Source organism: Campylobacter concisus (genome assembly GCF_003048605.1).
GTDB classification, from domain to species: domain Bacteria; phylum Campylobacterota; class Campylobacteria; order Campylobacterales; family Campylobacteraceae; genus Campylobacter_A; species Campylobacter_A concisus_BM.
The window spans coordinates 150596-162951 of record NZ_PIRX01000007.1; the positions used below are offsets into that span (position 1 = coordinate 150596).

At 38.4% G+C, this 12356-nt stretch carries 12 protein-coding genes and 1 pseudogene; 8 read left to right on the forward strand and 5 right to left on the reverse strand.

The features are described 5' to 3' along the window. From lpxC to CVS86_RS07440, 3 genes are all read right to left on the reverse strand, one after another. Entirely contained in the window at positions 1-885 is an 885-nt protein-coding gene (lpxC, locus tag CVS86_RS07430; RefSeq protein ID WP_004317248.1) for a UDP-3-O-acyl-N-acetylglucosamine deacetylase, read from the reverse strand. Between the two features lie 60 nt (positions 886-945). Further along, entirely contained in the window at positions 946-2316 is a 1371-nt protein-coding gene (locus CVS86_RS07435; RefSeq protein WP_107791469.1) for a M23 family metallopeptidase, read from the reverse strand. 61 nt (positions 2317-2377) lie between these two features. Next, entirely contained in the window at positions 2378-3208 is an 831-nt protein-coding gene (locus CVS86_RS07440) for a prephenate dehydrogenase (RefSeq protein ID WP_107714276.1), read from the reverse strand. Positions 3209-3297: 89 nt separating this feature from the next. Between CVS86_RS07440 and bamA the strand changes: the two genes are divergently transcribed. The 7 genes from bamA (at position 3298) to recO (ending at position 9969) form a co-directional block, all read left to right on the forward strand. Continuing rightward, entirely contained in the window at positions 3298-5553 is a 2256-nt protein-coding gene (gene bamA / locus CVS86_RS07445; protein ID WP_103636470.1) for an outer membrane protein assembly factor BamA, read from the forward strand. A 129-nt stretch (positions 5554-5682) separates the two neighbouring features. Next, a complete protein-coding gene (gene accD / locus CVS86_RS07450; protein ID WP_107791470.1) occupies positions 5683-6600 on the forward strand; it encodes an acetyl-CoA carboxylase, carboxyltransferase subunit beta in 918 nt (305 codons plus the stop codon). A 2-nt stretch (positions 6601-6602) separates the two neighbouring features. Continuing rightward, the gene (locus CVS86_RS07455) at positions 6603-7058 is read left to right on the forward strand and encodes a 23S rRNA (pseudouridine(1915)-N(3))-methyltransferase RlmH (protein ID WP_009294328.1); all 456 of its coding nucleotides are present in this window, start codon (positions 6603-6605) and stop codon (positions 7056-7058) included. A gap of 11 nt (positions 7059-7069) precedes the next feature. Beyond that, a complete protein-coding gene (gene dksA / locus CVS86_RS07460) occupies positions 7070-7426 on the forward strand; it encodes an RNA polymerase-binding protein DksA (RefSeq protein WP_009294329.1) in 357 nt (118 codons plus the stop codon). 9 nt (positions 7427-7435) lie between these two features. Further along, positions 7436-8434 (forward strand): uroporphyrinogen III synthase HEM4, encoded by a 999-nt coding sequence (locus CVS86_RS07465; protein WP_107791471.1) that lies wholly within the window; start codon positions 7436-7438, stop codon positions 8432-8434. After that, positions 8431-9354 carry a tRNA dihydrouridine synthase gene (locus CVS86_RS07470; RefSeq protein ID WP_107791472.1) on the forward strand — a complete coding sequence of 308 codons (924 nt, stop codon included), beginning with the start codon at positions 8431-8433 and terminating at the stop codon, positions 9352-9354. The genes CVS86_RS07465 and CVS86_RS07470 overlap by 4 nt, the downstream gene beginning before the upstream one ends. After that, positions 9355-9969: a recombination protein RecO gene (gene recO, locus CVS86_RS07475; protein ID WP_107791473.1), complete on the forward strand. Its 615-nt coding sequence runs from the start codon at positions 9355-9357 to the stop codon at positions 9967-9969. Here the strand turns inward: recO and CVS86_RS07480 are convergent. Further along, positions 9966-11114: a Cj0814 family flagellar-dependent secreted protein gene (locus tag CVS86_RS07480; RefSeq protein WP_107791474.1), complete on the reverse strand. Its 1149-nt coding sequence runs from the start codon at positions 11112-11114 to the stop codon at positions 9966-9968. The two genes, recO and CVS86_RS07480, sit on opposite strands and share 4 nt — an antisense overlap. 199 nt (positions 11115-11313) lie before the next feature. Between CVS86_RS07480 and CVS86_RS07485 the strand changes: the two genes are divergently transcribed. Beyond that, entirely contained in the window at positions 11314-12147 is an 834-nt protein-coding gene (locus CVS86_RS07485) for a polyribonucleotide nucleotidyltransferase (RefSeq protein ID WP_107791475.1), read from the forward strand. Between the two features lie 80 nt (positions 12148-12227). Here the strand turns inward: CVS86_RS07485 and CVS86_RS07490 are convergent. Next, positions 12228-12356: pseudogene (locus CVS86_RS07490) on the reverse strand (cell surface protein); the annotation flags it as partial.

A 12356-nucleotide genomic window follows, 5' to 3' on the forward strand; every position in this document is an offset into this window, starting at 1 on the left:
TTATGCAAATACCTTTTGATACTCTTTTAAAAGCTCGCCACTAAGTGTTGCGATCTCATAATTTTTCTCATCTGCCATTAAAGCAAGTGTTAGTTTGTGGTTTAGATCGTGGCTGCCCGCAAATGCCGTGTAGTCACCTAGCAAAGGTGCTCCAAGCAAGCTCAAATCGCCAACTGCGTCTAAAATTTTATGCCTTACAAACTCATTTTCAAATCTCAAACCCTCTGGGTTTAAAATATGCGTATCATCGATAGCCACGGCATTATCAAGCGATGCACCAAGTGCTAAATTTTGAGCTTGCAGGCGTTGTAAATCTTTTAAAAAGCCAAAAGTTCTAGCACGAGCGATATTTTTCACAAATGAGCTCTTGCTAAATTCAAAAACATATCTTTGCTCGCCGATAACTGGGTGGTCAAATTTGATCGTATAGTCAAATTTTGGATTTCTTGACGGCGAAGTTCGCACAAATTTTGACCCCTCAACCACCTCGACCTCACGGCGGACAAGGATGACTTTTTTACCAGCGTCAAGATGTCTTATACCAGCTTCATCAAGCAACATACAAAAGCTTATCGCACTGCCGTCCATGACAGGAATTTCATTTGCATCAACCGAAATTCTAATATTATCAATGCCGTATCCATTTACAGCTGCCATTAGGTGCTCTATCGTGCTGATAAAGCCCTTTTCGTTGCCAACGACGGTTGCCATTTGCGTATTTATAACGTTTTTAGGCTCAGCTTTAAAACTAATACCAAGATCTTCGCGGTGCAAAATAATACCTGAATTTGCATCAAGAGGTTCTAGTATAAGTCTTATCGGCTCACCCTTATGAAGCCCTATACCAACGGTCTCAACGCGTCTTGCGATAGTAGTTTGTTTCAAAAATTTTCCTTATATTTTTTTGTTCGCTTATGATAGCACTAAAAAATCAAATTTGCAAATTTAATTCTTATCTATCATTGCCTTTGCGGCATCTAAGACACTTGTCACATTGTCTTTTATCCACTTTTTATCCATCCATTGTTGAGGTCTTACCTCTTCACCTTGGACCAAAATTCCAAAGTGAAGGTGATCTCCAAGCGCAAGACCGCTCGTTCCAGTTGTGCCTATTTGATCGCCAGCAGCAACCATGTCGCCCTCTTTTACCTTTGCACTTGAGCAGTGTCCGTAAAGTGAGTAAAGTCCAAAACCATGGTCTATCACGATATTTAAACCATAAATTCCATTTTCAGAGGCAAGCACGACGCGACCAGCGTTACTAGCTATTATCGGAGCTGCTGCAACACTAGCAAAATCTATTCCCATATGCCATGACTCACTTACTTGCTCGTTATTATATGTATAGAAGCGGTGATCGGCAAAATCAGCTACTTTCTTGCCATTTCTAAGCGGGTAAAATGGGATGATATTAAAGCCGTTTGTAATGTCAGTATCGACATTTGAAGTAAGTGCTGTTATCTTCTCTTCATTTGAATTTCTTAGTGTTTCATTGACAAATTTCATCTTCTCAAGCCTTGAAAGAGCGTTTGGATCTTTGGCGTATTGATCTGTTAGATCAACGATCTTTCCATCTAAAAATCTATCATTTAAAGCAATAGTTGAAGTTTTGTATTTTACATTTTCATAAAAATATCTCACGTGAGATTTACTCTCATTACCCGCAAAGTCTCTTGCGATGACCTCAGCGCTAAAGTTTTCAACCTGCACTGGCCAAGCAACAAGTGCTGCGTAAAAGCCCTCTTTGTAAAATGGCACAGCCTTAAATTTCTTACCAAAATTTGTCTGGACATAGACCTCTTTTAGCTGATTATCAGTCGCTCTAAAGACGACAACTGCGCTACCGCCTTTTGAGATAGAGTAAGACTGTGAAAGCACGTAAAGATCAGGCTTTGAGATGTCGAGCACAACCTCAACTTTTTTGCTTGCTTTATTGCCAGTAAAAAAGCCCCATTTGCTAGTATCGACCGCTTCTATGCTCATCTCATAAGTATCTTTTTGAGCGAAAAAGCCAGTCTTTGGGAAGGTTAAATTTACATCAAGCTCAGTGCTTGGATTTTGTATGATTTGATTTAGTAAATTTAGGTCATTTTTGCCGTCATTTATGCTAATGCGCACAAATTTTATGCCGCTGTCATCTTTAAATTTGATATTCATAGGTGAGCGAAGGTTCCAATAAACCTTATCAGCAACGCCGATAATTGGCTCATTTCGCTCAAAGTCTTTCGACATCAAAGCATATCCAAAGCCACCTGCTAATATCAAAACAAGTAAAACTACAACAATACTAAAACCGCCTATTCCACGTCTATACATATATTATTACCTTAAATTTTATTTGCGAAATTTTACATTTAATCAATAAATTTTTAGTTAATTACAAAATTTCTCTAACAGCTCTAGCTTCGCTCATCCAGTCAAAAAGCTCGTCCCAGCGCTCATCTTTTATGAGATCTTTGCATAAATTTAGCTCTTTTTCAAACATATTTATCGCTTCAACGACGTTATTTTTATTTTGCTTAAAGATATCACTCCACATAAATGGCGAACTCTTTGCGACACGTATCATGCCCTTAAATGTCGGTCCTCCAAGTGCGACGATGTGCCTTTTATCCTCTTCTTTTAGTATCCCACTTGCAAGCGAAAATGCGATAGCGTGAGGCAGATGAGAGATGAGACCCACGTGATGATCGTGCTCTTTTGCACTCATGAAAATGATCTTCATACCAAGGTGAGAAAATAGCTCAACGCTTCTTTTTACATGTTTTTCTGCACTCTCAGCAAAGTCGCAAACTATGACAGTTGCCCCTGTATAAAGCGACTTAAAGGCAGCCTCAGGACCAGAGTACTCAGTACCTGCCATCGGGTGAGCTGGGATGAAATTTTTACGAATTTTTTCTGGCACGGCTTCTATTATCTTTTGCTTTGTCGAGCCAAAGTCGATGATCGTCGTATCTTCGCTAATGTCAGTTAAATTTTGCACGATGCTTACGATAGCCTCAACTGGAACAGCCAAAAAGATGATGTCACACTTCTTTTTCATCTCATCAATGCTTAAAATTTCATGCACCAAGCCAAGTTCTAGCGCTTTTTTGCTGTGATTTTCATCTTTATCATATCCGCTAACACATGAGATCAATTTTTCATCTTTTAGTGCAAGACCAAGCGAGCCGCCCATAAGACCAAGTCCGATGATACCTATTTTCATAAAAAACCTTTAAAATTATAAAATTTAAATTTTTTAAAAATAAAATATGATATTATACGCACTTATACTAAAACTCTAGGTTAAATTTAATGAAAAAGAAATTATTTTTACTAGCACTAGCTTTAAGCGGTCTAAATGCGCAAACGATTCAGTCAATAAATTTCAAAGGTCTAATCCACCTTTCACCTGATGTAGCCACTCAGATAATGGGGCTAAAAGTCGGTCAAGAGCTAACTCCAAAGCTTAGCGATAAGGCCATCACAAATTTATACAAGCAAAATTATTTTGATGATATCTACATAGAGGATACAGGTAGTGGCAATCTTTTAGTAAAAGTAAAAGAGAAGCCAAGTGTGGCTAGAGTCGATCTAAAGGGTGTTGTGACAAATGACAAAACTGCGATCGAATCGCTAATCAACATCAAACCTGGCAATATGTATGATGAGCTAACTATCGAAAAAACAAAAGAGAGAATTCGCCAGTACTACGAGTCAAAAGGCTATTTTGACACAGTTGTTGATGTAGAAAAACAGCCAGTTGCAGACAACGACAGCTCGCTTTTCATCACTCTAAACATCAACCGCGGCGAAAATATGATAATCAAAAAGGTAAATTTAGTCGGGGCAAAAGAATTTGACTATGATGATATCGAGCCAGTAGTTGCAAACAAAAGTAGAGAATTTATGGGCTGGCTTTGGGGCAGAAACGACGGTAAAGTTAAACTTTTCGAGCTTGAAAACGACCCAGCAAGGATTCAAGATAAATATTTTCAAAAAGGTTATCTAGACGCGACAGTTTCGTCACCTTACCTAAATGCGTCATTTGATAACTACACAGCTGATCTTACCTACTACATCCACGAGGGCGAGCCTTATAAGGTTTCAAATGTAAGCATCACAGCACCTGAAGAGCTAGGACTTGATACTAAAAAGATCATAGATGACTTTAGACTTGAGGCTGGCGATACGATGAACTCGGCAAGACTTCGCCAAGATATGAAAAAGCTTGACGATATGGTCGCTGACAAGGGCTATGCATTTGTTAAGGTCTATCCAAAGACTGATAAATTTGATGAAAATAAAACAGTTGATATCGACTACGAAGTAGATCCTGGCGAAAAAGTATATATAAGAAATGTTCAAATTTCAGGAAACGACAGAACAGTTGATCGCGTCGTAAGACGTGAGCTATATCTAACTGAGGGAAATTTATATAGTAGAACCGACCTTCAAGACTCAAAAGATGCTCTAAAAAGAACAAGCTACTTTGACGATGTCGAGATAGAAGAAGATCCAGTTGATAAAAACACAGTCGATCTAAAAGTAAAAGTAAAAGAGGCATCAACTGGCTCAATAAGCGGTGGTATCGGATACGGAAGTAGCGATGGCTTGCTACTAAACGCTGCTCTTTCTGACACAAACATCTTTGGCTCTGGCCTTCAAGGACAAGTAAGCGTTGATAAGAGCGATAGAGAGCTTTCTGGTCAGATAAGTCTTACAAATCCAAGAATTTTTGACTCAGAGTATAGCCTTGGCGGAACGCTCTATGCAAACGACTATGACTGGAGAACATATAAAGAGAGAAGTTACGGCTTTAGCACAACACTTGGTAGAAAATTAACTAGAAATTTAAGTGCATCACTTACTTATAATATCGAGCAAAGTAAAGTTACTTTAAAAGATGATGAACTAAGAGATATAAATAGATACACAGGTAAAGAAATTTATAGAGAAGGTAAGGCTATAAAAAGCGCTATAACTCCAGCTTTAACATATAACAGCACTGATGACTACTACTTGCCAAGACGCGGTATCATAGCTAGTACATCATTTGAGATAGCAGGACTTGGTGGTGATATGGATTTTGTTAAAAACCGCACAAATTTCAACTACTATCTAGGCCTTAGAGAGTACATCGACTACGATCTTATCCTAAGATATAAAGCAAGCTTTGGCAAAATTTGGGAGAGAGGCTATACTCCGATCAACGAAAGGCTTTACCTTGGTGGTATAAGAAGCTTGCGTGGCTATGAGAGCAGAACAGTATCTCCAAAGGTAAAATACAATGGCGACTACTATGAATACGGCGGCGAAACATCATTTAACAACTCAGTTGAGATGAGCTTCCCTATAATAGAGCGTGTCAAAATGCGTGGCGTTGTATTTTACGACTATGGTATGATCGGCGAAAATAGCCTAAATGAGATAAAAAGATCATCAGTTGGTACAGGTATCGAGTGGATAACACCTATCGGACCACTTCAACTAATCTTCGCAAAAGCTCTTAAACCTAAAGAGGGCGATGATACAAATACATTTGAATTTACTATCGGAAGACGCTTCTAATAAGATACTTTTAAGGGGCTAGTTTGCCCCTTAAATCCCCCACAAACAAACAAACTTTAAGTCATATAAGAAAAAGCAAGGCTAACATTAGATATAATCCCACAATTTTTAATATAAGTGGGTAAAAAGATGAATTTCTCAGACATTTTTTCAAAGATAAGAAAAGCTCAACCTCGTCCAGAAGAAGCACCTACACACTGGGTAAAATGCGACAACTGTCACTCACTGATGTATTACAAAGAAGTTGAAGCTTGTTTTAATGTATGCCCAAAATGCGGCTACCACATGAGATTAAAAGCTGATGATCGCATAAATTTGATCTGCGATGAAGGTAGCTTTGTAGAATTTGACGCAAATTTAAAACCAGTAGATCCTTTAAATTTTGTCGATAAAAAATCATACAAAAAAAGAATCACAGAAAATAAAGAAAAAACAGGACGCACAAGCTCAGTGATATGTGGCGAAGGCAAATGCAACGGACAAGAGATCCAGCTGGTTGTTTTTGACTTTGGCTTCATGGGCGGCTCACTAGCTTCAGTTGAGGGCGAAAAGATCGTAAGAGCGATAAAACGCGCGATCGAAAAACGCCAAGCCTTAATCATCGTAAGCGCATCTGGCGGCGCTAGAATGCAAGAGAGCACATTTTCTTTGATGCAGATGTCAAAGACTTCAGCAGCCCTAAAACTTCTTGATGAAGCAAGGCTACCATACATTTCTATCCTTACTGATCCTACGATGGGTGGCGTTAGTGCATCATTTGCATGGCTTGGAGATCTAATAATCGCTGAACCTGGCGCGCTAATAGGCTTTGCAGGACAAAGGGTTATTAAACAAACCATAGGCGCTGATCTTCCAGAGGGCTTTCAAAGGGCTGAATTTTTGCTTGAACATGGTCTCATAGATGACATCGTGCCAAGAAGCGAGCATAAAAAATATATAAGCGATATGGTTAAATTTCTTATAAATAACAAAGCTATGATCTCTAAAAGCGAAGTGACTACTCCTAGCGAAGCTGGCTTTGAGCTAAAGCTAAAAACCAAAGGGTAAGTTTGGAAATTTCGGTTTTTAGCATTCAAAAATCATCGCGTGACAACTTTGAAAACGAGATACAAGAATATATAAAAATGAGTGCAAAATTTGCCAAGATAAACGACAAAATAATATTTAATGAAAAGATAGCAAAGGCTCAAAGCAGTGGCAGAAGCGATGCGCTAAGAGCTTATGATGAAATTTACGAGCCAAATTTAAAAGGCTTTTGCGTGATGCTTGATGAAAATGGCTCACAGCTTGACAGCCAAGAATTTGCTCAAATTTTAAACTCAAATTCACAAATCAATTTTTTTATAGGTGGAGCTTATGGGCTTAGCCAAAATCTAAAAAACAAGGCACAAAAAGTCGTAAGCTTAAGCAAGATGACTATGGCGCACAAAGTCGCCAAGCTCGTACTTTTTGAGCAAATTTTTAGAGGGCTTTGCATAAATGCAAACCACCCATATCACAAATAAAGGAATATAAAATGACTCAAAACGAGCTAAATTTTTTCAAAAAGCTACTTGAGGAGCGAAAATTACAAATCAAAAAAAATATTTATGACTCATCAGTTGAAGTAAGCGGTTTAAGAGATAGTGGCGTAAGCGATGAATTTGACATCGCCTCAGTAAATACCGACCAGCTTATAGAGCAGTCTATCTCAACCCAGCAAAGAGCCGAACTTCACGAGATCGACGAGGCGCTTGAAAAGATAGCAAACAAGACTTATGGAATTTGCGATATGTGCGAGGAGGAGATCGGCATCCCTCGCCTAAAAGTAAAACCGCATGCAAAATACTGCATAGCTTGTCGTGAGATAATAGAAAAAACAGCAAAAAACTAAGGAGAAAATATGAAAACCAGAAAATTTCTCGTCTACTGCATCATCTACACAGCAGTTGTTGCAGGACTTACCTATTCTCTTAATAGTTCAGACTTCACCTTTGAGCTCTTAGGTCAAGCCATAACTTTGCCAGTAGCTGTCTGGGTGGCACTTCCAGTAGCTCTTTTGGCGCTCCTTGCCCTACTTCACATCGCATATCATGGATACGCCTTTTATAGATATAAAAAATGGATAAAAAAAGATAGCCAGCTCTACAAAGACCTTGCAAAAGAGACGCTTCTTGGCTTTGAAAGCAACAAAGACTTTAAAACAGACACTTACAAGATCGCTTCACAGCTCACTCGCTCTATCTCACCAGTAGGCGAGCTTAAAGATGTTGGCGTTGATGACGGCGAGATAAACAACATCTTACAAACCATAAAAAGCATAAAAAACAAAGAGATCGTCGATCTAAAGAAATTTAGGCTAGCAAAAGATAGCAAGCTAAACATCCTAAACGAGCTAAACAAGATCGAGCAGCTGCCTACTTACTATCTTGACGTGCTTAAAAACCAAGAACAAAACGAGAGCCTTAAAAAGGCAGCCTTCGATAAGCTCATAAAAACAGCCTCTTTTAGTGAGATCAAAAAAATCGATCCAGAGCTAGCAAGCGAAGATATAATGACCATTATCACGCGTTTTGTAAATGATGAGATCGACCTAAGTAGCGATGAAATTTTTGATCTTTTAAACAACGCAAAAGTGACAAAAGCACAATACGACAAAGCCGCCATAATGCTTAAAAATAAACTAAAACCAGATGCGTTTATCGGTATCTTTGAAAAGCTAAAAAGCATCCATGCTGACGCTGACGAGGCCTACGTATATGCGCTATTTGAGCTTCAGATGCTTGATAAAGTAAGAGAGGCTATCGAGGGTAGCGACCCTGATGAGTTTAAAGAGATAAAGGTTTTACTATTTTTACGAGATAACGGCAAAATGGTGCCTAGCTCGCTATTTTTTAAATGATAGACTTTAGTAAAAAGCCACTTTTCTTAGCGCCACTTGCTGGCTTTTCTGACCTGCCACTAAGGAGCGTCGTCAAGAAATTTGGCTGCGATGTCACTGTTAGCGAGATGATCAGTGCAAATGCCCTGGTTTATGAGAGCAGCGACAAAACTCTTGAAATGCTTAAAAAATCCCCAAACGAAGAGCCCTACGTCGTCCAGATAGCTGGCAGTGATATAGAAAATTTAAAAAAAGCCGTGCAGATAATCAATAAATTTGATGGAATTTACGGGCTCGATCTAAACTGCGGCTGCCCCGTGCCAAAGGTCGTTAGACAAGGCGCGGGATCAGCTTTACTAAATGATCTTGACAAACTTCAAAGCATAATCGAAGCCATAAAAAGCGTCTCAAACAAGAAGAGCCTAAGCGTTAAATTTAGACTTGGCTTTAACGACAAAAACGAAGAAAGGATAGCAAAAGCCTGCGAAGAAGCCGGCGCAAACTACATCGCAGTGCATGGGCGCACCAGAGCTGGCGGATACAGCGCAAAGGTTGATTACGAAGCGATCGCTAGAGTAAAAGCGAGCGTGAAAATCCCAGTCGTTGCAAATGGTGATATAAACGCGCAAAATGCAGATGAAATTTTAAATTTCACAAAATGTGACGCCCTAATGATCGGCAGAGCAAGCATCGGCAACCCTTGGATATTTCACGAGATAAAGACCAAAACTAGCGTGGATAAGACGCTAAAACAAAAGATCATACTAGCTCATTTTGATGCGATGATCGAGCACTACGGCGAGCACGGACTTTGCATATTTAGAAAGCATCTGCACCAATACAGTAAGGGCATAGACGGTGCAACAACCTTTAGAAATGATGTAAATTTTATCAAAGATGCCCGCGTAATGAGAGAGCGCATAAGGGAGTTTTTTGCCTAGATGCAAGGCTACATCCTGCGCGTGCAAAAGGTCAGAGACGAGGACCTTTTAGTCTTTGTGCTAACGCCAAATTTGCTCGTAAAGTCATATAGATTTTTTGGCGCACGCCACTCAAACATCATGACTGGCTACAAGATCGACTTTGAGCTCGAGCAAGAGGCGAAATTTCTACCAAAGCTTAGAAGCATACTTCATCTTGGCTTTAAATGGCTGCTAGAGCGCGACAAACTCATCATTTGGCAGCAGTTCATGCGCCTACTTTATGATCATCTAAAAGAGGTCGAGCAACTCGATGAAATTTACTTTAACGAGCTTGATCGCTGTGCCAAACAGATGCAGCTGCAAAATCCAAAACGCCTCATCATCGAAAGCTACGTCAAAATTTTAGAGTATGAAGGCAGACTTCACAGCGAGCTTGAGTGCTTTATCTGCGACGAGGAGATAGAAAGCGAGCTTTGCCTAACTCGTGGCTTTTTGCCCTCTCACAAGCACTGCCTTGATAGGAGCGAATTTGACGCTAACAAGATCAAAAATTTCTTTGATACAAAAAGCACGATCGAGCTAAACGACGATGAGATAAACCGCCTTTATAAAATTTTACTTGATGGGCTTTAGGCTTTTACCTTCGTCCTCTCATCAAATTCTTTTAAAACGTCCATTATTTTATTTGCTAGCCCCTCGAGCGTTTGATCTTTTTTAAGCTCTAAATTTCTAAGCTTTAAAATCCTAGCTAGTATATCTTTTAGATCTTTCTTGCCAGATAGTATCTCATCATAATAAGCCTTTGGTATGCCTATCTCGCTTCTATCTTGTTTTGTAAGTATTAATGAACTTTTATACACACTAAGAGCCTCGTCAGTTATCCTTGTTGTGCCACCTTGCAACACAAGACCTTGCTCATTTTTTAAAAATGCGACAAAGATTTGCTCCTTTGTATAGCCTTGTTCGTTATCATATACGGACATATCAGGCTTAAAGTCATATCCAGCACTACTAACCCACATATAAGGGATAGTATGCTCAGTTGTCATCACTTCTGGAGAGAAGTCAAGAAAATTTCCATTGACCCTTATATTTATATCTTTTAGATCATTCATTAACTTACGTGCATCGTCTGCATCTTGTGCTGTCCTGAAGACATGAGTTATCTTTTCATTGCTCCTATCAGTTAGCCCATCTATCTCATCGCTAGTCATCCTACCCATTAGATATTCGAAATGATCCATTTTTTTATCTTTTGAAAAGTAGCCCTTTGGCATCTTTGCTAGATCTTCATTTGAGTAAAATTCTTTACCCTTACTAATAACTCCAGCTGAAATTTGATCAAAAATTTTATAGTATTGCTTTATTGTGTCTGCTAGATCGATATTTGCAAAACTATCCTCTCCAAAGAGTTGGTTATCTTTTTTTGTTTCCATTAAAGAATTTGTATAGTTTGGATGTTTTTGATTGTGTAGCACTATCGCATCAAGTGTGCTTTTGTGGATTTTAAAGTCTTGCGGCAAGCCTGCAGCCTTGTTAAAATCAGCTCCCATAAATCCTTTAGCATCTACACTATATCCATAGCCCTCTTGTGAAGTAAATTTAGCCTGATAAAGAGAGTCAATACTACTAGATGAGACAAAGTCATTCTTAGGAATAGTGGTTTGGCTGATCAAATTTATATTTGGAGTGCTAGGCAAGAAGTTTGCAAAGCCTTCGCTTTTTGTCTGTTTTTGGTAGTGCTGTTTTGTTAAGATGGAGTTATAAGAGACTTTCATAGCTTACTCCTTGAAATTTAGCTTCAAAGAGTAAGCAAAAGTTGTGCCGTAAATTTTTATCAACAGGGGAGCATTTTGTGTAGAGAGAAGTCATATATAAACTAAATTGTTGAAAGGTCGATTTACAAACTAAGAAATTTTCACTCAAACAAATTTTGAAAAATAGTTGAGTAGTTTAAAACTTACTAAGGATAGTAAAATGCAAATTTCTAGCTCGCCTTATCCTTATCTGTCTAGAGAGCATATAGCTAGTGAGATGGGGTTTAAATTTAACGATATAAACGAGATCCTTGATAACAATATGGGATATGGTATGAGCTTTCCTAAATATGCAAGGCTTGATAGAAAAGCTCAAGCTGCGGCTTATAATAGGCACATATATCCGCTATCTGGCTTTACAAAAGGTGATGAAGCAAAAGTCACTATCATAGGAAAGCTTAGAGGCTATGATCCTGATTTTACAAGCGAGCAGTTATCAGATCTTAAAAATTTCATAAATGAAAGCAAAGGTTTATTTGTAGAATACATACAAGGTCAGCAAGCAAAACCAGACAATGATAAGCCAAAAATTTTAAGAGATACCCCATACACTGTAAATGAATTTTTAAATGAATATCGTGGCAATCGTCAGCTACTATTTATGCAAAACTCAAGGACTGTTGATCTGCTTGATAGTGATATGAGCGTTGATGAGTTTAAAGAGGAGTGGGCTAAATATGCACTAAAAGAGCGGTTTAATATAACTCTATCTGGCGAAGATGCTAAAAATGCTGTCAATATACTAAAAGAGATGAATGAAAAGGGCATTCAAGATATAGAGAGCGTTGAAGAAGAAGACGACACCAAAGAGAAAAAATTTACTCCTATCCAAGCTGAAAGCAAAAACACTGAAACTTATGACATTACTAAGGATGAGAAATTTTCATATTTACTTAAGCTTCAAGAACTTGAGAGAGAACGAGGTATCGATGTGCTTCGTATTATGCAAAAACTTGAAGAAAATGGTAAAAAAGTTGTCGATAAAAAGGTTTAAATTATCTTTATATCTAGCGCAAGCTGCTGCTATGTTATCCCATAACAAGAAAGAGGATGATCCTCGTTCTGCTTTATTTATCAAACCATCTTATTTAAAATTTGCTTCTTATCTATCTTTTGCATAAACTCTAAGACGTCTATGCCTCTTTTTTCTTTAAATTTTAAAAGCTCTCTTGCAAAGAGAAATTTCTGATCCTTGTTTATATC